Genomic DNA, 23,136 nt, shown 5'->3' with positions numbered 1-23,136 from the left:
CATTGGCATCACGAAAGCTTCGGGGGGGCCGAGGACAAGGTCAGCCGCAGCCGACGACGCGATGCACCGATCCTCTTCGCACCCGCTTTCGCGGGCAGCACGCCCAGCAAGGGCACGTCGAGGCCGCTCAGGACGTCATGGTCCGTCCGCAACCTGCGGTCGAGCAATTCGCGCACCACCGCGCCGGCCACAGCCAGCAGGCAGCCCACCAAGAAGCCGATCGTGATGTTCAGCCGCACACGCGGCGATGCCGGGTAGGCCGGCGGGGTGGCCTCTTTGAGAAGCGACACGTTGGTCTGGTTGGTCTGGCTTTCCACGGAGGTTTGCGCCAGGCGCGCCAGCGTCGTGTCGTAGCTGCGCCGCGCGCTCTCCACATCGCGCTCGAGCACCGCCATTTCATCGCGGTGCGTCCGCAATTGCAGCAACTTCGCACGCTGCTCCGCAACTGCGGCCTGCGCTTGTGCGAGCCGCGTCTGGTTGATCCGGTCGTCGATGGACAGGCTGCTCGCCACACGCCTGGTTTCGGCGGCGATGCCGGACTCCAGCTGCGCGATCTTGGCCCGCAGTTCCGCCATGGCGGGATGGTTGGCGCCCAGCCGTTCGCCCAGCTCGTTCAACTGGGTCTTCGCACGCGCCAGGTCCGTCGTCATCGACACCAGCACCGGGGAACTGAACACCTGGTTCATGTCGGACGCGTTCTGTGCCGACTGCCGCTGACGCCCGCTCGACTCGTTTGCCAGTCCCTGCAGTTGCACGACCTGGGACGACAGCTCAGAGAGACGCGAATTCTCGACATCCAGCCTCTCTTCCGTGGCGACGATCCCCATCTTTTGCTGGAAGGCCGAAAGCCGCGACTGTGCAGCCTCCAGTTGTTCGCGCAATTCCTTGCTGCGGTTGTCGAAAAAGCTGTTGTAGCGCTTGGCGGGCTCGACCCGCAACTCCAGCGTCGTGTCGACATAGGCCTTGACCCAGGCGTTGACGACCTTTGCAGCAAACACGGGATCTGGCGACGTGTAGAACACGTCGATCACATTGGAGTCGCGCGGCGGTGCTGCGTCCAATTTCAACAGCAGACCGTCCGCCAGCCAGGACTCGAAGCTGCCCACACCGTTCGTCGCTGCGCGCCATTGCGCCTGGCGGTCGGGATCCTGGCTCAGGCCCAACGCATCCAGCGCCCGCACAGCCACGCGCTCGCTGCGAAGCACGTTGACCTGCGTGACCATGTAGGCAGTGCCGGCCATGCTTTGCGTTCCCGCCGCAGCGATCGGATCCGGGGTCCTCACGTCCAGCACCACGGAAGCCTGCGCCGTGTATTGGGGAACACGCGTCAGCGTGAAGGCTGCGGTGGCGCCGACGACTGCGATCAGCACGATCAGCGCAGTGCGCCATCGCGCCAGCAGCGACACATAAACATCCATCAAATTCATAAAAGCTCCGAACAAGCAGCGCGGCGTGTTCCGCGGGCGATTGTGACGGGTCGACAGGGCATCAACTTAGTACATTTGGACTATTGCTGCACTGCACAAAATCGCTCACCATGCCCCCCATCCATGTGGCTAAATCCACCCGAGTACTTCACCATGCGAAATTTCTCGCCGCGCATTGTCCTGGTTGCCACTGCGATCGCCGCCAGTTGCGCGGCCAGCGCATCACCAGTGACCGACGCCGTCTCCCAGCCCCAGGCCAATGCGAGACATGCCAAATACACCCTACAACCGCAGGACTATCAGACAGCCATGTCCCAGATGGCGCTGCCCAGCAGGATCGCTGACACCGGGACAGACAAATCGTTCCGTCGCCAAGCCGCCGCGTCCTCTGGTCCGTCGGAGGATCTGGGCACGAGCAGCTATGCCGCACTTGCCGGCCTGTGCATCATGGCGATCATCGCGCGGCGACGCTCGCGCAATGGCTGAACACGCGTTATACGGCCGATGCGCATGCTGCCAGGCCGTGACCGCGCGGATCTTCAACCCACAGCGCTTGCGGGCCACGACACCCCACCGTTGACGCGCACGCAAAAACCCATCTCTGCGTTACATGCTGATTCATCTCGGCACCTTCGCACCATAGCACCGTTCGTCTGCGCCGCTCGGTTGGCCCAATCCGACAATCCAGCTGGTCGCCGTGCGGTAGCTGGGGTCCGACGATCTGCTGCCGACCAGCTGCCGGCCAGCCCTTGGTGATGGCCGCTCCACAGCCAGCACTGCCGGCCACAGGGCGATTTCCCAGCATGGCGCAACGGCCGTGCCGCGAATCTCCGACTGGGCCGGTTCGGCAGTCGACTGGTAGGATGCCGCTCCCCGCACGCTGCAGGCCCACATGCCCATGCGCCCTCGATCTGGGCAATCGCAGCAACAATCATGAGAAGACCGATGCTCGCCAACGGTGAACCTTCGTTCGGGCTGAGCATCATCATCCCGAACTACAACTACCAGGAATTCATAGGCCTGGCCATCGACAGCGCCTTGGCCGTCGACTGGCCCCGCGTCCAGGTGATCGTCGTGGACGATGGGTCGACCGACCGGTCGCGCGAAGTCATCGAAGGCTACCGGGGCCGGGTGCAGATCGTGCATCAGGCGAATGCCGGGCAGCTGGAGGCGTACAACGTCGGCTTTCGCCTCGCTACCGAGGAGGTGGTGATCTTCCTGGACTCCGACGATCTGCTCGAACCGCAGGTGATGCGCGAAGTTGCCTCCTTGTGGCGCCCCGGCGTCAGCAAGGTGCAGTACCGCATGCGCACCATCGATGCCGGCGGCCAACCTTTGGGCAATGTGATTCCACAATTCCATGGTGTGCCGACGCCCGAGGACATCCGCCACTGGGCAGCGACCACGACCGCCTACCCCACCCCCCCGGGCTCAGGCAACGCCTACGCCCGTGCGTACCTGGCGCAAATCTTTCCATTGGACGACTCGTGCGGCAGACCTGGCGACGCGAGTTGCCTCGCGGCGGCACCGTTCCTTGGAGACGTGCTGACGATTCCCCACGTGCTGGGCTGCTACCGCATCCATGGCCGCAACGATGGCGCAGCCTCGCGGCTGGACGTCAAGCAATTCCAACTGCACGTCGTGCGTGCCCAGCAACGGCATGCCTATGCCAGGCGCATCGCACAGCGGGTGGGCATCGACATCAAGCCTGACGCGATCAACGGCAGCCTGTCGTACCTTCCCTACAGGCTGGCCTCGTTGCGCCTTGAACCCCAGACCCACCCGATTCCTGGCGACAGTGCGGGCGCTGTATGGCTGGACGTCGTACAGGCCCTGTTCAAGCCGCAAGGAATGTCCGCCAAAGGCAAGACCGCCATTGGCGTATGGACAACGCTCGTTGCGCTCCTGCCGCGCAAAGCCGGCAACCGCTTGATCCTCTGGCGGTTCGTGCCAGCCGCGCGTCCCCAGGCATTGCGCACGGCGCTTTCCAGGCTGGGAGTGATCCGATGAGCGCGGGCAGCCTGCGGATCCTGATGGTGTCGCCTGTGCCTACCGATCCGCCGGACGCGGGCAACCGCGTCCGCATCATGACGCTGGCCCAAGGCCTGATCCAGGCCGGCCACGAGGTTCACTTCGCCTACATCCCGCTGGAGCCCTACGACCTGGTGGCGATGCAGTCACGTTACGGCAGCACAAGGGTGCATGTGCTGAATGCCGTTCCGCCGCGTCCCGGCCCTCTCGCGCGCATGGCCCGCAAGCTCGGCCGGTTCCTGAACATCGAGCGTGCCTTCATGTGGCGCCTGGACGACTGGTACAGCGCCGCCGCCAACGCAGAGCTCGCCGCGCTCCACGCACAGCACCGGTACGACGTCGTGTTCGCCGAATACGTATTTGCATCCAAGGCCCTCGAAGCGCTGCCACCGGACTGCCTGCGCGTGCTGGACACCCACGATTGTTTCGGCCTGCGGCACCGCGCCTACCTCAAGGCCGGCATGCGCCCCCAGTGGTTCTCCACCAGCCTGGAAGAAGAAGAAAGGGGCTTTCGGCGCGCCGACATCGTCCTGGCCATCCAGGCCAGCGAAGCGCGCGACTTTGCGACGCGCGTTGCCGGCAGCAGCACGCGTGTCCTGCAAGTCGGCCACCTCATCGACATGCCCGTCTCCTCGAACCCGTCCGCACGGCAAGCTGCGGTCTTCGTCGGCTCCGGCAACCCCATCAACACGACAGGCGCGCGTCACTTCATCGACAACGTGCTTCCGATCGTGCGTCGAGCCAAGCCCGGCTTCGAACTGCTGCTTGCCGGCGCGGTTTCCAACGAAATCGAAGCGCAACCGGGCATCGTGCGGCTGGGTTTCGTGCCCCAACTCGCCGATGCGTTCGACGCCGCCATGATTGCGATCAACCCCGTGCGGGCCGGTACCGGCATCAACATCAAACTGCTGGACGCCATGGCCGCAGGCATGCCCATCGTCACCACGCGTTCGGGTGCGCGTGGGCTGGACGCGTACTTCGAGCGTGCCTTCTGCGTGGCAGACGACGATGACGCCCAGTCGTTTGCCGACTCCATCCTGCGCCTGCTGGACGACGCCGCGTTGCGGCGCCAGTTCGCCGAGGCCGCCAGAGCTGCTGCCCAGGAGTGGAATTCGGAGCAAGTCGCCGCGCTGGCGACCGCCCTGGCCTCGCATGTGCCGCAGGCAGCCAAGGGCGAAAAGAAGATCCTCATGCCTTCGATCTGACCTCAGCCAACGGATGGGAGCCAGGACGCCACGGCCATTCCATCCGGCATGGCCGCACCGCTGCCACACACCACACCGACCATCTCTTGAAATGCAGCTGAACGAACCGACAAGAACGCCCCTGCCATCCATCGTGGTTGTCGCCCCCTGGGTATTCCACCTGCGGTGCGGCATCGGTGGAGGCGTGCTGTGCTTCCGTTTGTTGAAGAGCCTGGCCGCCCACTACAGCATCCACTGGGTCTCGTTCGACACCACGACGAACGACGTGGAAGCTGGGAAGACGGCGCTGCGCGAGTTCTGCGCAAGCGTCACCACCGTGCCACTCCCCGCACCACAGCCACGCTGGCGCTTGCGCGCACGCCAGCTGCTGGGCGGGCCGCCGGTTCCGGCACAGGTGATGGAATCGCGCGAGATGGAAGACACCATCAAGACCGTCATCGCGCGGTCCAGCGCCATCGCCGCGCTGTTTCAGTTCCCGCAGGTGGCGCAATACATCCGCGCTGGATCAGCCGTGCCCACCATCATGGACACCCAGGACGTGAGCACCGTGTCGATCTACCGCCAATGGCGCAAGGCCGGCAGCACCAAGCGCCGCATCATCGACGGCTTGAACTGGCTGTCCTGGGCACGCTACGAAATGCGCCATTACGCCACGGCCGACCTGCTGCTGGCGCTGAGCGAGACCGACGCCGGTGTGCTGCGCGCCTTCTGGGCCGATGTGCCGTGCGTCCTCAGCCCCGTCGCAACCGAGGTCCCCCCTCAAGTTGCACGCGGCCCGGGCAGCTACGTGGCCATGGTCGGCAACTACTTCCACCCGCCCAACGTGGACGGCCTGCACTGGTTGCTCTCGGAGGTCTGGCCGCAGGTCCGTGCGCAGATGCCGGACGCGCAACTCCGCGTTGCGGGGCCCCAATGCCCGCCGCAAACGCCGGAACTGCTGGCACAGGGCGTGCACATGACCGGCTTCGTCGACAACATCGATGCCTTCTTCGACGGTGCGGCTGTCTCCGTCTGCCCCTACCGCTTCGGCGGTGGCATCAAGATCAAGGTCATCGAAGCGCTCGCGCGCGCCTGCCCTGTCGTGGCGACCAGCGTCGGAGCGGAGGGCCTGGGCGCGGTCGATGGGCAGCACCTTGCCGTGGCCAACGGCACGCGCGCCTTCGCCGACGCCATCGTCTCGCTCCTGCGCGACCCGGCCACGGCGCGCAACCTGGGTGAAAGCGGTCGTGCCCACGTGGCACAGAACTTCTCTTTCCAAAGCAAGACCTTGCAGCTCATGACAGAAATCAACGCGCTCGCGGCCCGTCGGCGTCACGCATTGCCGCAGCCGGCCGCACAGGCGGCGCTTGCGCGCGAGGCCATGCCATGACCAAGACCGCCATCCGCGTGATCAGCATGGAGAGCGCCACCAAGCGCCGAACGGAGTTCGGCGAAGCGGCGAACGGCTGCGGCCTGGACTGGGCCTTCTTCCCCGCCCTGCGGCAGGCCGAGGCGCCATTGCGGTACGACATGCAGCTGGCGGTGTCACGCTTCGGTCGCCCCCTCAAGCCCGGGGAGATCGGTTGCTATGCCAGCCACTACGCCCTGTGGGGCTGGTTCCTGGCGTCCGATTACGATCAGTTGGTCGTTCTGGAGGACGACACCGTGGTGGACTGGCCGGCGATTGCGCCGTTGTGCAGGCACGATCTGTCGTCACACGGGATCGACATCCTCAAGCTCTTCAGCACGCACCCCCTCAACGCACGCGTGGCCAAATACAAGCTGCTGTCGGACCACAGCCATCTGTTGAGCGTTCGGGGCCTCACGCTGGGCACGCAGGCCTATCTGCTGACCCGCACAGGAGCGACAGCCTTGCACCGCTCGTGCAACGTGCTGTGCATGCCCGTCGATTGGGCGATGTCCAGGTATTGGGACTATGGCGTGCGCAATTACTGCCTTTTCCCATTTCCTGTGCTGGAGCGTCACGGACCTTCCACCATCGGGCATTCGGCGCAGGAGGAATTCCTGCCCACCGCCAGGCAACGGGCTGCAAGGCTATCGTGGAAGATCCGAGAACGTGCGGCACGCGCGTCGTCCGACCTGTTCTGCAGTCGCCACCCTTTCGGCAAGCCCCAGGACCAGGGCGCCGCCTCGATCAACTAAAACCATTCGGCAAGTTCGCGCCAACCAGCCTTTGCCTGGACATCGAGAAAGGCTGCAGCCATGCTCAAGAAGCTCCTAGTGGCCCCTGTGAATCTTCTGGTCAAGCCTTTCCCAAGGGCAAAACGCCGACTGGACGAATTCAAGGTCAACATCAGACGCTGGCACAAGCTGCGCTATTTCATTGGCGACATCACCCAAGCCAAGCGGTTCATGTTCTGGGCCGAACACGACGCTTCCTACGCCAAGCTCAGCGCGGAACTCATTTTTCAATACCACAAGTTGGAAAAAGGCCTGTGCATTTCCGGCCCTAAACGATTCTTCGGCCGCGATCCCGTTCTTGCCACTTGTAAGTTGGTAGCGCGCTGGCACCGCGCCGGCTTTTCGACCAACGATCCAGTGTATATCGGCGCCATTGAAACATTGCGCGCTTATCGAAACCGTCTGGACGAAACACCACCTCCCTCCCACGAGGCAGCCAGCATCTTCACCGCATTGGACGCTTGCATAGACACCTCTATGCCTTCGGCACCTGATTCTTCGACGCCGGTGCCTTATCGTCCGACCGACGGTACGACCGAGATATTTGATCAGCTTTGCAAAGACAGGCGCAGTGTTCGCTCTTATTCTGACGTCGTGGTGCCACTTGATCTTGTGCAAGATGCAATCGCAGCAGCGCAACTCAGTCCCAGCGCTTGCAACCGGCAGCCATGGCTCGTTCACATCTACAGAGATCCCAAGCAAATTGCGCGTTTGCTCGAACTGCAAAATGGAAACACCGGATTCGGCCATCAGCTCAGCACCTTGATCGTTATCTGCGCCGACAGTCGCTATTTTTTCGACGCCTCGGAACGCAACCAACCCTACATCGACTCGGGTCTCTTTTCCATGAGCCTCATCCTCGCCTTACAGGCGCGCGGCATTGCAAGCTGCTGCCTGAATTGGTGCGTTGCGCCAGACCTGGACCAGCGCGCGCACCAGCAAGGCAATATTGCCGACCACGAGAAAATCATCATGTATTTGGCGGTTGGATATGCTTCGGCGAACGCCCTCGTACCCCGCTCCCCCCGGCGCACCCCACAGTCGATGACGACAATCCATGACAACTGAAACCCCCTCCATACCTACAGCAGGAGTCAAAGTGGCGGAATCATTGCGCGACAAGGTGCGGTTGGGATTGATCTGGTCGGCTATCCAGAGCTGGACATTTCGACTGAGTTCGCTTGGCGTATTCATGGTTTTGGCGCGCGTGCTTTCGCCCGCCGAGATCGGCTTGTATGCCATGACCACCGTGATTCTCACCTTTCTCAGCATGCTGGCAGAACAGGGTTTGAGCGAGGCGGTCGTCCAACGCGAAACCATCACACCGCAGCAAATGAATACGGTGTTCTGGCTCAATATTTCTGTCGCGATTTTTCTGACGATCTCTGTTTGCCTTCTTGCGCCATTCATTGCGTCGTTCATGAAACAACCTGAATTGACGCGCATTCTGCAGGTCTCTGCGCTTGTTCTTCCTATATCGGCTGCATCGTTCGGCCAGCTGGCCATGCGGCGGCGAGCGCTCGATTACAAACGAATCGCGACCGCGACTCTTGCCTCCACTTTCGTCGGCAGTGCCGCCGTCATCGCCATGGTTCTGGCTGGTTTCGGCGTCTGGAGCCTAGTATTCCAGGCAATCATTGGAGCTGTCACGTTCACGCTCTGCCTGTGGTTCAGGCCCGCCTGGAGGCTCACGAGGGCCACCGACATACGCGGTCTGCGCCCATTGATCGGTTACAGCTCCAGCAGGTTGAGTACTTATGTACTGGATTTCGCCAACAACAGATATATTGAAGTTTTTCTTGCCGCCACATTGGGCCCTGCAGCCCTCGCGGTTTACACCGTGGGATTGAAGTTCTACCAAGCGCTGATGCAAATGTTCAGCTCCACCATTCTGGACGTGGCGCATAGCAGTTTCTCACGACTCTCCCAGGATAGGCCTGCCCTGATCTCGGCATATTACAAAAGTGTCGCAATCACCGCCACGGTGGCGGTGCCAATTTTTTGCATGGTGGCAGCGTTGGCGCCTTCCATCACGATCGTTCTTTTTGGAGAGAAATGGATCGCCAGCGCTGAAGTAATGCGCTGGACCGCGCTCCTTGGAGCGATACAAGTCATGCAGTTTTATAACGGGACAGTTTACAACGCCATTGGCAAGCCCTCCATTGGGCTGAAGTTCATGGTTGTAAAAATCATTCTGACATTCAGCACCTTGACTTATTTTCGCGATGGCGAAATGACGCAGTTGCTATACGCATATATTCTGAGCCAACTGGCAATTACACCGGCCAGCTTCTATGTTCTTCAGGTCTTGGTGGGAATTTCGTTGATTGAACTTTGGAGAAGAATTCAAGCCATGATCTTCGGCTGTATTGCCATGATGGCGATCGCCATGAGCGCGTACCATTTCCTGCAAGGCCAACAGTTCCCAGAGATATTCAAGCTCATCATCTGCTCGGCAGCAGGCGGAGTTGGGTACATCGCATTCTTGTTCCTCTTTGCACGTCAGCAACTTGTTGAAGTTTTCCGGCTACTAAGGTCGCGAAAAAGCTAGCGCAATAATATCCTGGCTTCAATCACGTCAATCCATAAATAGCATGGCCTATCCCAGAATTAATCGCCTTATTAGCCAATATAGAGCATGGAAGCAAATCCGGCGCATCCGAAGATTTCTATCAACGTATCGGCCGACGGAGAATAAAGCGCCACCGCCCACGCGCCTGCTGATCGTGCCTTGCGATGCATGGACGTTGATCGGGTCAAAAGGCGATGAAGCCATGATCACCGCCATCGTCGCGCGCTTGCGTGAATGCCATCGCGACCTCGAGGTTGCAGCCATCACTGCCACGGAACTTGCCCGCGATGCGGCCCTCAGGCTTGGATTTCAATCCATACCTGCTTGGTCGGGATGGATGGAAGGGGATATCAAACTCGTAGATTCTTTTGATCCGCACTTGATGGTGGTCATTGGCGCTGACGTGATGGATGGATATTACAACCCAGTCACCACTGCCAGATTGCTTGCGTTCGCAGAGTGTGCTGCGCGCCGAGGCACCAAAGTAGCATTTTCGGGTTTCAGTTTCAACTCGTCCCCGAGTTCACTGCTGCGCCCGGTATTCAACAATCTTAGCCCGTCGGTAGCCGTCAATGTTCGGGACCGCATTTCACGAGGAAGGTTTCAACGCTTCAGCCGAATTGAATCGCACCTGGTTGCGGATGCCGCTTTCATGCTCGAGCCAGATGATTCATCTGATGCAGTACGGCACGTGATGGCGTGGGCGGACCGCCAACGTGCGGCCGGCATGATCGTGCTCGGGTTCAATTTGCACCCCATGTTGATCACCAAAGCCACACCTGCGCAGGTGGAGGGCCTCGTCGCCAGCGCGATAGAGGCGCTGAGGCAGGTCATCCGCGCAAAGCGGGTTGCACTACTCCTTCTCTCGCACGACTACCGCGGTGAAGAAGGCGACGATGCTTGTCTTGGACCGATCGCCAAAGCCCTGCAAGAGGAGTTGGGTGAGCGTCAGATGTATTCGACCAGGCAGTACTCTGCTTCAGAACTCAAGGCCATGGCAGGAGCGGCCGATGGGGTGGTCACAGGCCGCATGCACCTTGCAATTGCAACGCTTGGCACCGGGAAGCCAGTGGCAGCAATGACTTATCAAGACAAGTTTCAGGGCCTGTTTGCACATTTCAATTATCCAGAACGCTTTTTGCTGCCACCTGCAGATGCTGTCGATCCGCAAAAACTTGCCTCCTTGATCAACGATTTCATCGACCGCCTACCCGCGCTGACCGGCCAAGTGAATGCACAGCTTCCTTCGGTGAAGAAGGCGTCTGAGCTGAACATGCAGCAGCTGACGGGCGCGCCTCAATAAATTTTCTTCTATTTTCATCGGATCGATCACCTCGTTTTTTCCGATGAGAAACCAGGTGATCATCAAGCGCACCGTCAAAGAAAAAATGATCATCTACCACATTCCTGCCGCTTAAAAACCTGACGCCTGACTACAAACCATGGTATTGCAGCAAAAAAAAAGGGCACTTCTGATCCTGAGTGAGCCACCAAGCAGCGTCAGTTCGGGGGGAGGCGTGATCGGCGTGGATAGAGCCAAGCTTCTTCAGGACTTATGCGACTTGAGCGTTGCATTTATCGATTGGGATAACCTGGGACCGATGTCTCTCGCAGGCTCGATAGAGACGCCGTGCTGGCCACTCAGCCGTCCCGCTGCCAAGAAGCGTCCAATGGAGCGTTTACGCTTTTTTCTCGAACGAAATTTTCAGCGCGGACCATGGTTCTACAGGAAGTTTGAACGACGCCAAGTCGCCCGTCAGATTGAAGAATACCTTGAGCGCGCGCAAGCCGATGTCGTTCTCTTTGACAACATTCCGAGCACGCTCGTGTGGGCGGAATGCCGAGACTTCAAGCGCATTTATCTCGCCCACAATGTCGAATCGCTGATCGTTGACTATGCCAAGCCGCAGACCCTGATGGGGCGGTTGCGGGGCGAAGCGCGCCGAATGGAGCGGCACGAACAACGGATTTTGAAAGAAGCCGATGCCGTGGCTTGCTTTACAGAAAAGGATGCAGATGCCCTGCGATCCCTTGCGCCAAATCTCCGTATTTCTGTAATTCCTCCGGCCTTTCGGAAGCCCTCCAGCGACATTCACTCTGCTGTGGTTGGCAAGCGATATGTGATCATGCCAACCAACGCCACGTGGCAGCCGAATGTACTGTCGCTGGACTGGTTTTTCGCAGAAGTCATGCCCAAAGTGGATCCGCAAATTTCCTTCGTCCTGACGGGGCGGGATCAAGATGGCTACCTGAAGAACCTCGCTTCACGCTTCAGCAATCTCGAGTATGCGGGTCTGCTGGCACGCACTGAATATGAGAGCCTCATGCGGAACGCGTCGCTCTTCTTGAACCCCACAAGGCATGGATCTGGATTTCAAATCAAGCTGATCGAAGCGATGCAGCTTGGAATTCCAATTATTTCAACGAAGTTTAGCAACCACGTAGGCGATTCGATCACGGCAACGGATGACCCGAGTGAGATGGCCCAACTGATCGAACGCTGGATGAAGACCCGAACTGGAATAAAAACGCCGAATTACTCGGATATTTTTGAAAGAGCTAAATCAGCTTCTGCAGACTTGGTCAATTTTCCAGATATCATTTCTGATAATCCTGGATAATTTTTCCTCAGCAAGACACTGCTGCGTTGCGCAAGGATCCCTACCACGGCCAACAAGAAGGCAAAAACGTCAGTCGCGGAAATGGCAACGGTTTCCGATTGACAGGTTGCCCGACGCCGTCACCGCACAAACGCCCGAAACGCCTCCCCCTTGCGAACCAGCCAGTCCGGATTCAGATGGCTGTGGTCGATCAAGGTTGGACCTGCTATGGCCTGATCGTAGATGGCGCAGGTCGTGCCTTCGCAGAAGCCGTCGCGTAGATCTACCATGGCGAGATGGCCGTGCCCCTCGAGTCGGGCATAAACCTGTGCAATGTAGCTTGTTGCGCCTGGGAATGGCAGACGTGCTTGCTCATAAGTTGCTGGCACGTCAGCGCCAATAAACTTGTGGCGCATGGCGTTCTTGGGCACGTTAAACGGCGCAATGGGCATCTGCTCCAGCAACACCAATTGCTTGCCTGCATCGAGAATATGTTGGAAAGCATCCACGTTGACAGAGATCAGCGCGGAAGGTTCCGTCGGCAAATCCTCATCACAGACACCATTCTTGACAAGGCAGAACACGGCCGCCATTGCGCTGGGGTTGTACCCGTAGTTGCCTGCGACAATCACGGTGGCATACGCCGGATCCAAAGCCTTCTCTTGAACCATGTCTGCGACTTTGTCGCAGTAGTGGCCTGGCTCCTTCTTGTTGTAGCCCTTGAACAGTTGGCAGCCCGATGCCGTCACGAAGTCGACCCGTGTCGTTGCGTGCTGTTTGAACCAAGGGTACAAATGCTGTGCATGCGAATCCCCGAATACAAGAGTTCTTGGTCCTTGTGCGTCGGGATTGACGGAGCAGATATTCAACCGTTCGATGGGCGTCTTGAAGTTATGGCACTCGCTGGGGAAGTAGCTTGCTTTGAGGGCGGCAGCATGCGCCTCGAAGAAATTCCTGTCCGTTCGAACGCGGCTATCCCAGCCACTGGAGCGCACCATCAGGGCTGAGACTCCGACCGCAGCCGCCAGTGCCGCAATTGCAAAGACAGTCGAAGGCTGGAGAAGAGCCTTCCATGTTTTCGAGCGCAGGGCAAAACGTTTCTCGATGCAGTGAAACGACGCCATTCCAAGCGCTAAAGAGAGCGCCATCGCCGCGATTTTGGCTGGCCATTTGTATGCCTCCGGGACATCGAGAAAGTTCAACCCAACAACGAATGGCCAATGCCAAAGATAGATGGAATAGGACCAGAGCCCGACAGATTGAATGCCCGGCATCTTCAGCCATCTAGGTTCCGCTGCCGACGTATCGTTGTGGGCTGCAAGAAACAGCAGCGCGGCCACTACTGGCCAGAGGGCCAGCGCTCCAGGCCATCTCGACTCCCAATGCCCGTAGGCTCCTGCCACGATGGAGAAGACCAGAATGCACGCCGCAACGATGTAAAGAAGTGGTCGTTTGCCATGCAAGCGTTGCTGTAGTTGGGGCTCAAATGCCAGCAGCAATCCGCCAGCGGCCATCTCCCACGCGCGGGAAGGTAGCTTGTAGAAAGCGCTGGTTGGCCTGAGCGGTGTGACATAGACCGATAGGGCAAGCGAAACCAGCACCAGGGCGAGGATGCCTGCTACAAGCAGCTGCTGCGGTGCCCAGCGCTGCAGTAGCCTGACGTGGCAGCTCAGCCCATGCAAGAACCACAAGTAGACCGGGTAAATCAAGTAGAACTGCCATTCGACGGACAGCGACCAAGTGTGCAATAGCCAGCGCTCGTCTACGGTAGATGTGAAGTATCCCCCGGCGTTGCCAAAGTAATGGTTACTGTAGAACAAGCTCGCCGCCCGAGCCTGTTCCGCATAGTCGAGGTAGTCGACCGGCGGTAGCAAGAACGCCAATATGGCGAATAGAGCGAGGATCAAGAATGCCAAGGCAGGCCAGATGCGTGCAGCCCGTGCCGCAACGAACTGCAGGTAACTGAAGGATTTCTTGTTCAATGCGGTCCAGACGATCTTCGTCATCAGATAACCGGAAATCACGAAGAACACATCCACCCCGATGAAGCCGCTCTGAAATCCAGGGATTTGGTAGTGGAACAGCACGACGAGCGTCACTGCCAACGCCCTCAAGGCATTGAGATCACTTCTGAACTGCATGGGTGGAAAAATGGAAGATTGGCAGTGTGAGTGCTTTGCGGCACGGCGACCAGCGTGCGGGATTGTTGCATGGGCAACTTCGGGACGAAGGATTGCAGCAGTTGCCTTGATCGCTCGACACTGTTGACTACCGCTGGCGGTCTATTGCCATTCTTCTACAGGAACGTGGCAGGAAACGCTCACCCGTACCCGCACCGGAAGACTGGACACAGGACTGAGCGACAAGCCTCGTGCATTGATGCAACGTGGATCACCACCATCAAGGCATCGGCTTGGTGAGCTTGCGCCACCCCTTAGCTTGACCGAGGCGACAGCCACCTTCACCCGCCCCGGTTCTATTGCAGCTCTTGCTTTGTCGACTATCACCTTGGCAGTTTCGAGCGACGTCGACCCCAAAAGACGATGCAGATGGTTACAGCCACAAGCAAAATTGCAAGCGCTGCCGCGATGCGGGGCTTTCGGGCGAATTGAAGCGTCCCGGCCAAACGCTCCCGTGCCGCAGGGGGCAAACACCAGCCGACGTCAGTTGATTCGGACTGCGCCGCGCGCGCGAGACGTCCGCCATACACAAAATAATGGTCGGATGGATAACCAGGGTCGATGTTGTTGAACGAGAGACCAATATCGATGTAGTTAAAAGAGCCGCCGCGCAGGCCCTTGGTGGGGATGTCGCGGCGCCAACCTTGCTGTCCGCCGAGACCTCTCCATGTTTCAAGCCATTCCCAGAGATTGCCTCCCATGTCCAGCAGGTCGTAGTAGCCCCGGCTTGCAAAGCGGCCAGCCGTGCTGACGTAATAAGGACCACCCTCACCCAGACTTTTCACTTGGTAGTTCGCGCCGTTGGAATCGGGTGCACTGCCAGGCGGCGTGTCGTTTCGATTCGGATAACTCCAGTACTTGCGCAGTCCAGGGCGCTCCGGGTCGTAGTACGCGGCCTTGTACCACTCATCGTTGCTCGGCAAGAAGTACTTGGCATCCGGATTGCGCTCGAACAACGTCGCTGCAACCGTGTGCTTGCGGCCGGCTTGCTCGAACGACGCGAAGCCTCTGGTGTCGTAGGCGCCGAGGGTGTAGTCTCCCTCCGTGACACCGGCCACCTGCATTCCATTGGGCTGCCCAAAGTGGTACCAATTGGCCATCCGTGCCAAGGCAAACCAAGACAGATAGGCGGCGGGCCTGTCTTCATACCCTGGCTTGACCTGGTAGGAGGCCCGTTCGCCATCGACGCGGCGCACGATGCCGCCCACGGCTCCAGTGGCCATGTCCTCCAGATATAAGCGATACGGGTCACCGCCCGCAGCAACAGCGTTCAGGAAAGCGACGTACTGGACATTCGTCACCTCAGTTCGGGCCATCTCGTAGCGCTTGGCAACACACCCGTAGCCGGTCCTCAGATCCGACGTGTTGCCCGGCTTGTCGATCAGCGTCCAATCGACATTCGCGCCGCGCCCTGTGGAAGGCGAAGAACTGGAGCCTGCCACAGCCGCTGTCACAGTTACCGGTGCTGAAAACGGGAGGGACTCCTGGGTGCCGGAAGCCCTGGCAATGCGAAAGCCGAACGAACTGAGCTTTTTGCTGCTCAGCTCGGAATCCCGATAACCCTTGGAAAGGGTGTCCCTAGGCAGAAAGAGCGACCCCCCAAGTGCCATCTGATGATGTCCCAGTGGACCCTCGACCCACTCCATCACGTTACCGGCCTGGTTGCGCGTTCCGAGCGCGCTTTGGTTGTTCTCGTAGGCGTTCACGCGGGCAAGGTGAGGGAATGGGATGGCCCATTGCCCCGCGTAATAGTTGGCCGAGTGGCCGCTCATGTCCGCGCTGCCACTGGCCGGTGCATCGTTTCCACCGGAATACTCCGTGAATGCGCGGGTCCGAGGATCGAAGAATCCGGCCGTCATCCACTCTCCGCATGTCGGCAGAAAGTACCGGGCAGCCGCGTTGCGCGCCGGACCGCTGGAGGCGTCGCTCAGGGCACGCGTGTCGTAAGCGCCCGAGCTTGATGTTCCCTCGGTCGTGCCCAATTCCGAGGTACCCGTGGAGGGCCGGCCGTAGTGCAGCCAGTTGGCGAACCTCATCGCATCGTGGGCCGATACGAATGTCACTGGCAGATTTCCATAGCCCGGTTTGACCTTGTAGGTGTAACCGCCCCCACCCGCCTCTCGAACGATCCCGCCCCAGAAGTGATCCTCTTGAAGCTGGCTGAACAGCGCACGGGGATCTCCCGTGCGAGCGACAGCGTTCAAGAATGCGGCGTACTCGATATTGGTGACCTCGTACTTTCCGATCTGGACAGCTGCCGTCGGAAGCGGACAGGCGTCGGGCGCCCCGGCGACCTGGTCTGCACGCAGCGCTGGAACGGTAACGAAATCCGGTACGTGGTTTGCCAGTGTCTCGCCAAAACCTGCGCTTGGCGCCAGGACCAAAGCGCCGATCAGTGCGTACATGAGGAAGGAGGCCACGTGCGCCGACCTCAGCACCTGATATCCGAAGCGGTTCCCGGCCTCGATTTGGCTGAAGTCAGCCCATCTTGAAATCATCTTTGGCATTCCGCACCGCATTGAGCTTCTCCGCAGGTGCTCCACGGCGCACCAACAAGCCGCTCCACGCCCTGCCCTGCCACCGCGGCCAATGCCGCCGCCGGCACACGCATCGGCGCAATTTCCGACAGCGGCAAGAGCGCAAAAGCGCGTTCCCACAGGCGCGGATGCGGCACCTGGAGGCTGGGTGTGTCCATGACCACCGCGCCATAGAGCAGCACATCCAGATCCAGCGTACGCGGTGCGTTCCGGTAAGGGCGTTCACGGCCTGCCTGCAACTCCAGCGCCTGCAGATGGGCCAGCAGTTGATGGGGGGGCAGTTCGGTGGCCAGTTCGGCGACGGCATTGAGGTAGTCGGGCCCACCGGCATCCACAGGCTTTGTGCGGTAGAGGGATGAGTGGCGCACCAGTCGTGTCTCCGGCAGCCCATCTAAGGCCAGCAGCGCCGCGGCGAGCGTGGCACGCGCGTCGCCCAGGTTGCCGCCCAGGCCGATGAAGGCGGCGACCGGCGCCACCTGGATCAAGCGCCGTCGTCCTGGCCGACGGGGCCGGCGGGCACTGTCCGCTCGCCGGAGGGCTTGCGGCGGCGACGGCGCTTCTTGGGCGCAGCGGCCATGCCGTCGGCCGACGCCACGGCCTCGGCGGGTTCGCCCTCTGCCACGGGCTCGGCGGCATCGCGCCGGGTGCCCTTCACCACACGCACGCGCGCCTTGCCCGACTCTTCCCGCGCCTGCTCCAGCAGGTCTTCCCGGCGCTCGTCGCTCGCCTGGCTGAACTCCTGCCACCACTCGGCCAGCGCCTCGTCGATCTCGCCGACGTCGGCGCGCAGGCGCATGAAGTCGAACGCGGCGCGGAATCGGGGCTGTTCGATCAGGCTCCAGGGCGCGCTGCCGGTGCGCTTGTCGAAGCGCGGCTGCATGGTCCAGGTCTCGCGCATGTCGCCGGCCAGCTTGCCGCGGCCGGAGACGTCGCCGATGCGCGCGCTGAACACGTCCTCGATGGCGTCCTGCAGCGCCGGAAAGGGCGGCTGGCGCTTGTGCTCGATGCGGTTCTTCCAGCCGTCGCGCACGTCGGCCCACAGCACGCAGGCCAGCAGGAAGCTGGGCGCCACTGGCTTGCCCTCGCCGACGCGGCGGTCGGTGTCCTGCAGCGCGGCACGCACGAAGGGCTGGTCCGCGCGTTCGACCACAAGGTCGAGCAGCGGGTAGATGCCGGTCGCCAGGCCCAGTTCCTTGAGCTTGCCGATGGTGGCGATGGAATGCCCCGTCTGCAGCAGCTTGAGCATTTCGTCGAACAGGCGGCTCTGCGGCACGTCGGCCAGCAGTTGCTGCGACTTGACCAGCGGTGCGGCGGTCTTGGGGTCGATCGTGAAGCCCAGGGCACCCAGCTTGGCCGCGAAGCGCACCGCGCGGATGATGCGCACCGGGTCTTCGCGGTAGCGCGTGGCGGCGTCGCCGATCATGCGGATGCTGCGGTTCTGCACGTCCTTGAGGCCATCGTGGTAGTCCACAACGATCTGGCGCCTGGGGTCGTAGTACATCGCGTTGATGCTGAAGTCGCGCCGTGCAGCGTCCTCCTCCTGCGGGCCCCAGACGTTGTCGCGCAGCACGCGGCCCGTGGCATCCACGGCATGCTGCATGCCCGCCAGCTCGCTCTTGCTGGTGCGCTCGTTGCCCGCCACCTGCTCGGCGGCGGCGTTGTCCAGGTAGGCGCGGAAAGTGGAGACCTCGATGACCTCGTGCTCGCGGCCGCGGCCGTAGACCACGTGCACGATGCGAAAGCGCCGGCCGATGATGAAGGCGCGGCGGAACAGCGCCTTGACCTGCTCGGGCGTGGCGTTGGTGGCCACGTCGAAGTCCTTGGGCTTGAGGCCCACCAGCAGGTCGCGCACGGCGCCGCCGACGATGTAGGCCTCGTAACCGGCCTGCTGCAGCGTGTTGACGACGTTGGCGGCACGTTCGTCCACCAGGTTGACGTCGATCTTGTGGACCTCGGCCGCGATCTCCTGGCGCTTGCCGAACTTGGGGCGGGCGCGGGTGGTGGGAGCGCTCTTGCCCAGCAGCTTGTCGATGAATTTCTTGATCATGTGAGTTTTTCGAACAGGTCCAGGATGCGCCAGCCGCGCGCCTGCGCGACCGCCCGCAAGCGGTCGTCGGGATTGGTGGCCACCGGAACCTGCACCTTCTCCAGGAGCGGCAGATCGTTGATGGAGTCGGAGTAGAAAGTGCAGTGCACGCGGTCCCAGTCCAGCCCGCGCTCGGCGAGCCAGGCCTGCATGCGCGTGACCTTGCCTTCGCGCGCCGAGGGCACGCCGCGGATGGCGCCGGTGATCCAGTCGCCGCTGCCGTCGGGCAACGGAGCGCGCTCCAGCTGCACGGCGATCAGGTGCTCGATGCCCAGGGCCTGGGCGATGGGCGCGGTGACGAATTCGTTGGTCGCCGTGACCAGCAGCAGCGTGTCGCCACGCGCACGGTGCTGCGCGACCAGCTCGCGCGCCGCCGGCAGCAGCGCTGGCAGCACCATCTCGCGCATGAAATCGGCATGCGCGGCGGCAGCCGCCACGGGGCCGCGTTCGCGCACGGCGTCGGTGGCAAAGCGCACGTAGTCGTGGATGTCCAGCGTGCCGGCCTTGTAGTGCGCGTAGAACGCGTCGTTGCGGCGGGCGAAGGCCTCGGGGTCGGTCCAGCCGATGCGGGTGGTGTGGACGCCCCAGGCGTGGTCGGAATCGATCTGCAGCAGCGTGTGGTCCAGATCGAAGAGGGCCAGGTTCAAGTGTGCTCCAGCATGGACTTGATCAGCGGAATGGTGATGGCGCGCTGGGTCTGCAGCGCGTAGCCGTCCAGGTGGTCCAGCAGCTGGACCAGGCTGGCCAGGTCGCGGCTGAAACGCCGCAGCATGAAGTCCATCACCTCGTCGGACAGGAAGATGCCGCGCGCGTCGGCCTGCTGGCGCAGCACGGCGCGGCGTTCGGCCTCGGACAGCAGTTGCAGCTGGAACACGTGGCCCCAGCCCAGGCGCGAGCGCAGGTCGTCGCGCAGCGGCAGGTCGGCCGGCGGCAGCGTGCCGGCGCCCAGCACCCAGCGCTGCAGGCCCTGGGCGTTGACGAACCAGTTGAAGGCCGCGTGCTGCTGCACGGCCGAGTAGTGCTGCACGTCGTCAAGCAGCACGGCGGCCCAGTCCTCGTCGAACTCGGGCGGCTCGGCCACGCTGGGGTCGAGCCAGCCGACCTTGCCGCCCTGCTCGCGCAGGGAGGCCCGCACGGCCTCCAGCAGGTGGGTCTTGCCGCCACCCGCGGGTCCCCACAGGTAGGTGGGGACGGGCGAGCGCGTGGGGCTGCCGGCCCACAGCTGCAGGTGCTGCAGCGCAGCCTCGTTCGGTCCGGCGAAGAAGTTCGCCAGCGTGGGGCCGGAAGCCAGACCGATGTCGAGGGCCAACTGTTGCATCAGGGGGATGGAGCGGGTAGCGGGGGGAGCCCCCGTAGAATTCGCGCGGATTTTAGTCTCCCTGCTTACCCTCTGTGCCGTCGCAGGCACCCTGCCCCCATGAGCAACACCCCCGCCTCCCCCACCCCGCTGTCCTACAAGGATGCCGGTGTCGACATCGACGCCGGCGACGCCCTGGTCGAGCGCATCAAACCGCTGGCCAGGAAGACCATGCGCGAGGGCGTGCTGGCCGGCATCGGCGGTTTCGGTGCGCTGTTCGAGGTGCCCAAGCGCTACAAGGAGCCCGTGCTGGTCTCGGGCACGGACGGCGTGGGCACCAAGCTGCGCCTGGCGTTCGAATGGAACATGCACGACACCGTGGGCATCGACCTGGTGGCCATGAGCGTCAACGACGTGCTGGTCCAGGGCGCCGAGCCGCTGTTCTTCCTGGACTACTTCGCCTGCGGCAAGCTGGATGTCGACACCGCAGCGGCCGTGGTCGGCGGCATCGCGCGGGGCTGCGAGCTGTCGGGTTGCGCGCTGATCGGCGGCGAGACCGCCGAGATGCCCGGCATGTACCCGCCCGGTGAGTACGACCTGGCCGGCTTCGCCGTCGGCGCGGTGGAAAAAAGCAAGATCCTGACGGGCCAGGACGTGGTCGCCGGCGACGTGGTGCTGGGCCTGGCCTCGGCCGGCGTGCACTCCAACGGTTTCAGCCTGGTGCGCAAGTGCATCGAACGCGCCGAAGCCGCAGGCAGCGTGCCGGCCACGCTGGACGGCAAGCCCTTCCGGCAGGCCGTGATGGAGCCCACCCGCCTTTACGTCAAGAACGTGCTGGCCGCGCTGGCCCAGCACCCGATCAAGGCCCTGGCCCACATCACCGGCGGCGGCCTGCTCGAGAACATTCCGCGCGTGCTGCCCGAAGGTCTGGCCGCGGAACTCAAGGCCGGCAGCTGGCCGCAGACCGAGCTGTTCGCATGGCTGCAGGCCACCGCCGGCATCGACGACATCGAGATGAACCGCACCTTCAACAACGGCATCGGCATGGTGGTCGTGGTGGCGGCCGCCGAGGCCGAGGCCACGGCGGCCACGCTGCGCGCAGCGGGCGAGACGGTCTACACCATCGGCGCCATCGCCGCGCGCGGTGACGGCGCGGCCGTCCGCGTGGCCTGATCTGCAGCCAGGCCCGGCCTGGCCGCGGCCGCCTCAGCCGCCCGCGCTGCCCTCGTCCGCACGCAGCGGCTGCGCCAGCACCTTGTCGATGCGCCGGCCGTCCAGGTCCAGCACCTCGAACACCCAACCCGCGCACTCGATGCGTTCGCCGGTGGCCGGCAGGCGGCCCGAGACGGCCATGAGCAGGCCGGCCACGGTGTTGTAGCGGCCGCGGTCTTCCTCGGGCAGCGCCTCGATGTCCAGGCGCGACTTGAGCTCGCCGACCGGCATCAGCCCGTCTAGCAGCCAGGAACCATCGCCGCGCGCGGTGGCCCAGGCATCGGTCTGGGTCTCGGGCTGCAACTCGCCGGTGATGGCCTCCAGCAGGTCGCGCGGCGTCAGCACGCCCTGCACCACGCCGTATTCGTCGACCACGAACACCATGCGCCCGGCGCGTGCGCGGAACTGCTCCAGCAGCTCCAGGCCCGACAGCGTCTCTGGCACGAAGGTGGCGGGCAGCGCATGCGCGCCGATCAGCGCCCCGCGGTCCTGTCCGGCCAGCGCCAGCAGGCGCGCCACGCTGACGATGCCGACCACGTCTTCCAGAGACCCGCGGCACACCGGATACCAGGAATGGCCGGCATGCTCGGATTCGCCTCCCGCCTGGCGCAGCGCATCGAGCACCGGCAGGCCGGCATCGAGCCAGCCGATGTCGTCGCGCGGCACCATGATGGAGGTCAGCGGCCGCTCGTCCAGATGGAACAGGTTGCGCACCATGCGGTGCTCGTGCGCCTCGATCACGCCGGCGTCCACGCCCTCCTCCAGGCTCGCGTCGATCTCTTCCTCGGTCACGGCGCGGTTGCCGGCGGTGTCCACGCGCAGCGCGGCCAGCACACCCTGCGTGCTCAGCGACAGCAGCCGCACGAAGGGCTTGGCCACCATGGCCACCCAGGTCATCGGCCGGCTGACCAGGTGCGCCACCTTCTCGGGATGCAGCTGGGCGATGCGCTTGGGCACCAGTTCACCGAACACGATGGTCACGAAGGTGATGGCCGTGACCACCAGTGCCGTGGCCACGACATCGGCCACGCCGGGGCCCAGGCCCAGCGCCTCCAGCCACTGGGCGACGGCGCTGCTGAACGCAGCCTCGCCCAGGATGCCGTTGAGCATGCCGATCAGCGTGATGCCGACCTGCACCGACGACAGGAAGCGCGTGGGATTGGCCAGCAGTGCCAGCGCGGCAGCCGCGCCCTTGTCGCCGCTTTCGGCCATGGCCACCAGGCGCGCCTTGCGGCTGGTGGCCAGCGCCATCTCCGACATGGCGAACACGCCGTTGAGCGCGGTCAACAGCGCGATCAGCAGGAAGTCCATCAGGGCAGCGGCGTGGGCGCGTGCAGCGGCGGCAGGCCCATGCTGAAGGCCTTGTCCAGCGCCATCCAGGTCACCAGCACGGCGCCCAGCACCATCACGCCGTACAGCATGCGGTGGATGTCCTCGCGCGGCCGGGCGATCGTCCAGATCTCCTGGAACGGGCGACCGAAGTGCGCGCGCACGCGGTCCAGCCGGCGCCGACCCACCACGATGGAGATCTGCATGCGCTTGATCGCGAGCAAGCCGTACAGGCAGATCGTCCAGGTGATCGCCACCAGCACCCAGTGCCGCAGGCCGCCCTCGACGCCGGGCTCGACCAGCTGGTGCACGCCCGCCAGCAGCAAGGCATAGATCACCAGCGCATAGGCCCCGGCCCACCACTGCTGGCGCGTGAAGAGTTCGATGTCGGCGACGCAGGCGCCATAGGCCATCTGCAACTCCGAGCGGTCGATGCCACTCAGTTCTCCGTCACCGAAATTCGAATCCATGGCTTCCTC

General features: G+C 62.5%; 19 protein-coding genes. 10 read left to right on the top strand and 9 right to left on the bottom strand.

Going from position 1 to position 23,136, the window contains the following annotated elements:
* Positions 1-8 precede the first annotated feature (8 nt).
* Positions 9-1,427: a chain length determinant protein EpsF gene (epsF, locus tag ASF44_RS14950; RefSeq protein WP_056900020.1), complete on the bottom strand. Its 1,419-nt coding sequence runs from the start codon at positions 1,425-1,427 to the stop codon at positions 9-11.
* 153 nt (positions 1,428-1,580) lie between these two features.
* Between epsF and ASF44_RS31800 the strand changes: the two genes are divergently transcribed.
* The 9 genes from ASF44_RS31800 to ASF44_RS31070 all read left to right on the top strand — a co-directional run bounded on the left by ASF44_RS31800 (position 1,581) and on the right by ASF44_RS31070 (position 12,037).
* The gene (locus ASF44_RS31800; RefSeq protein WP_156374511.1) at positions 1,581-1,913 is read left to right on the top strand and encodes a hypothetical protein; all 333 of its coding nucleotides are present in this window, start codon (positions 1,581-1,583) and stop codon (positions 1,911-1,913) included.
* A gap of 459 nt (positions 1,914-2,372) precedes the next feature.
* Complete coding sequence (locus tag ASF44_RS14945) at positions 2,373-3,437, top strand: glycosyltransferase family A protein (protein ID WP_056900019.1); 1,065 nt, start codon at positions 2,373-2,375, stop codon at positions 3,435-3,437.
* Positions 3,434-4,663: a glycosyltransferase family 4 protein gene (locus ASF44_RS14940; RefSeq protein ID WP_056900018.1), complete on the top strand. Its 1,230-nt coding sequence runs from the start codon at positions 3,434-3,436 to the stop codon at positions 4,661-4,663. The genes ASF44_RS14945 and ASF44_RS14940 overlap by 4 nt, the downstream gene beginning before the upstream one ends.
* A 91-nt stretch (positions 4,664-4,754) precedes the next feature.
* Positions 4,755-6,032 (top strand): glycosyltransferase, encoded by a 1,278-nt coding sequence (locus tag ASF44_RS14935; RefSeq protein WP_162243814.1) that lies wholly within the window; start codon positions 4,755-4,757, stop codon positions 6,030-6,032.
* Positions 6,029-6,805 carry a glycosyltransferase family 25 protein gene (locus tag ASF44_RS14930; RefSeq protein ID WP_056900016.1) on the top strand — a complete coding sequence of 259 codons (777 nt, stop codon included), beginning with the start codon at positions 6,029-6,031 and terminating at the stop codon, positions 6,803-6,805. Before ASF44_RS14935 ends, ASF44_RS14930 begins: the two co-directional genes overlap by 4 nt.
* A gap of 60 nt (positions 6,806-6,865) precedes the next feature.
* Positions 6,866-7,912, top strand: a complete 1,047-nt coding sequence (locus tag ASF44_RS31080) for a nitroreductase family protein (RefSeq protein WP_082524785.1) — start codon at positions 6,866-6,868, stop codon at positions 7,910-7,912.
* Positions 7,902-9,395, top strand: coding sequence for a lipopolysaccharide biosynthesis protein (locus ASF44_RS14920; RefSeq protein WP_082524784.1), 1,494 nt, complete (start codon positions 7,902-7,904; stop codon positions 9,393-9,395). Before ASF44_RS31080 ends, ASF44_RS14920 begins: the two co-directional genes overlap by 11 nt.
* A 223-nt stretch (positions 9,396-9,618) precedes the next feature.
* Positions 9,619-10,719: a polysaccharide pyruvyl transferase family protein gene (locus tag ASF44_RS31075; RefSeq protein WP_162243813.1), complete on the top strand. Its 1,101-nt coding sequence runs from the start codon at positions 9,619-9,621 to the stop codon at positions 10,717-10,719.
* Between the two features lie 139 nt (positions 10,720-10,858).
* Positions 10,859-12,037 carry a glycosyltransferase family 4 protein gene (locus ASF44_RS31070; RefSeq protein ID WP_082524782.1) on the top strand — a complete coding sequence of 393 codons (1,179 nt, stop codon included), beginning with the start codon at positions 10,859-10,861 and terminating at the stop codon, positions 12,035-12,037.
* A 119-nt stretch (positions 12,038-12,156) separates the two neighbouring features.
* On the opposite strand, the gene ASF44_RS14910 is transcribed toward ASF44_RS31070, so the two are convergent.
* The 6 genes from ASF44_RS14910 to hda all read right to left on the bottom strand — a co-directional run bounded on the left by ASF44_RS14910 (position 12,157) and on the right by hda (position 20,137).
* Positions 12,157-14,157 (bottom strand): acyltransferase family protein, encoded by a 2,001-nt coding sequence (locus ASF44_RS14910; RefSeq protein WP_056900012.1) that lies wholly within the window; start codon positions 14,155-14,157, stop codon positions 12,157-12,159.
* Between the two features lie 362 nt (positions 14,158-14,519).
* Entirely contained in the window at positions 14,520-16,601 is a 2,082-nt protein-coding gene (locus ASF44_RS31065; protein ID WP_162243812.1) for an SUMF1/EgtB/PvdO family nonheme iron enzyme, read from the bottom strand.
* Positions 16,602-16,690: 89 nt separating this feature from the next.
* On the bottom strand, positions 16,691-17,218 hold the full coding sequence (folK, locus tag ASF44_RS31060; protein WP_082524780.1) for a 2-amino-4-hydroxy-6-hydroxymethyldihydropteridine diphosphokinase: 528 nt from the start codon (positions 17,216-17,218) through the stop codon (positions 16,691-16,693).
* A complete protein-coding gene (pcnB, locus tag ASF44_RS14900; RefSeq protein ID WP_056900010.1) occupies positions 17,215-18,780 on the bottom strand; it encodes a polynucleotide adenylyltransferase PcnB in 1,566 nt (521 codons plus the stop codon). Before pcnB ends, folK begins: the two co-directional genes overlap by 4 nt.
* Entirely contained in the window at positions 18,777-19,466 is a 690-nt protein-coding gene (locus ASF44_RS14895; RefSeq protein WP_056900009.1) for an HAD family phosphatase, read from the bottom strand. Before ASF44_RS14895 ends, pcnB begins: the two co-directional genes overlap by 4 nt.
* Positions 19,463-20,137 (bottom strand): DnaA regulatory inactivator Hda, encoded by a 675-nt coding sequence (gene hda, locus ASF44_RS14890; RefSeq protein WP_056900008.1) that lies wholly within the window; start codon positions 20,135-20,137, stop codon positions 19,463-19,465. Before hda ends, ASF44_RS14895 begins: the two co-directional genes overlap by 4 nt.
* Before the next feature lie 99 nt (positions 20,138-20,236).
* Between hda and purM the strand changes: the two genes are divergently transcribed.
* A complete protein-coding gene (gene purM / locus ASF44_RS14885) occupies positions 20,237-21,289 on the top strand; it encodes a phosphoribosylformylglycinamidine cyclo-ligase (protein WP_056900007.1) in 1,053 nt (350 codons plus the stop codon).
* 33 nt (positions 21,290-21,322) lie between these two features.
* Here the strand turns inward: purM and ASF44_RS14880 are convergent, their stop codons facing one another.
* Both ASF44_RS14880 and ASF44_RS14875 read right to left on the bottom strand, forming a co-directional pair.
* The gene (locus ASF44_RS14880; protein WP_056900006.1) at positions 21,323-22,639 is read right to left on the bottom strand and encodes a hemolysin family protein; all 1,317 of its coding nucleotides are present in this window, start codon (positions 22,637-22,639) and stop codon (positions 21,323-21,325) included.
* Positions 22,639-23,127: a hypothetical protein gene (locus ASF44_RS14875; protein ID WP_056900005.1), complete on the bottom strand. Its 489-nt coding sequence runs from the start codon at positions 23,125-23,127 to the stop codon at positions 22,639-22,641. The genes ASF44_RS14880 and ASF44_RS14875 overlap by 1 nt, the downstream gene beginning before the upstream one ends.
* Between the last annotated feature and the right edge of the window lie 9 nt (positions 23,128-23,136).

The organism is Pseudorhodoferax sp. Leaf274, from assembly GCF_001422445.1.
Classification (GTDB): domain Bacteria; phylum Pseudomonadota; class Gammaproteobacteria; order Burkholderiales; family Burkholderiaceae_C; genus Pseudorhodoferax.
The sequence above is the reverse complement of the archived record's forward strand: the minus strand, read 5'-3'. Positions and strand labels throughout refer to the sequence as shown.